2 tRNA genes are annotated in these 405 nt (G+C 44.0%); both read left to right on the top strand.

What is annotated here, in order from left to right:
• Positions 1–137 precede the first annotated feature (137 nt).
• Positions 138–222: transfer RNA gene (locus AB4167_RS02210), tRNA-Leu, on the top strand.
• Positions 223–273: 51 nt separating this feature from the next.
• Positions 274–350 (top strand) — tRNA-Met (locus tag AB4167_RS02205).
• The last annotated feature ends 55 nt before the right edge of the window (positions 351–405 follow it).

Here is a 405-nt window from a genome sequence, read left to right as displayed (position 1 = left end):
ATCGCCAAGCGGTAAGGCACTGGCTTTTGATGCCAGCATTCCCTGGTTCGAATCCAGGTAGCCCAGCCATTACAACGTTACTTAGACAAACCATAAGTCTTCTTAACTATACTCTTCGCTAGAGTAAAAGATTTGCTGCGGTCGTGGCGGAATTGGTAGACGCACCAGATTTAGGTTCTGGCGCCGAGAGGTGTGAGAGTTCAAGTCTCTCCGACCGCACCATTATTTCTCTTTCATTAGAGAACAAATAGTGAATCGATTAGATTTATTATTGGCTACTTAGCTCAGTTGGTTAGAGCACATCACTCATAATGATGGGGTCGCAGGTTCAAATCCCGCAGTAGCCACCACTTATACAACGTCTTATTGAAGCACCAATATTCGATATGACTATAAAGATTTGCT

The sequence above is a fragment of the Vibrio sp. 10N.286.49.E11 genome, from assembly GCF_041469505.1.
Taxonomy (GTDB): domain Bacteria; phylum Pseudomonadota; class Gammaproteobacteria; order Enterobacterales; family Vibrionaceae; genus Vibrio; species Vibrio crassostreae_C.
This window is presented reverse-complemented; position numbering and strand designations above follow the sequence as displayed.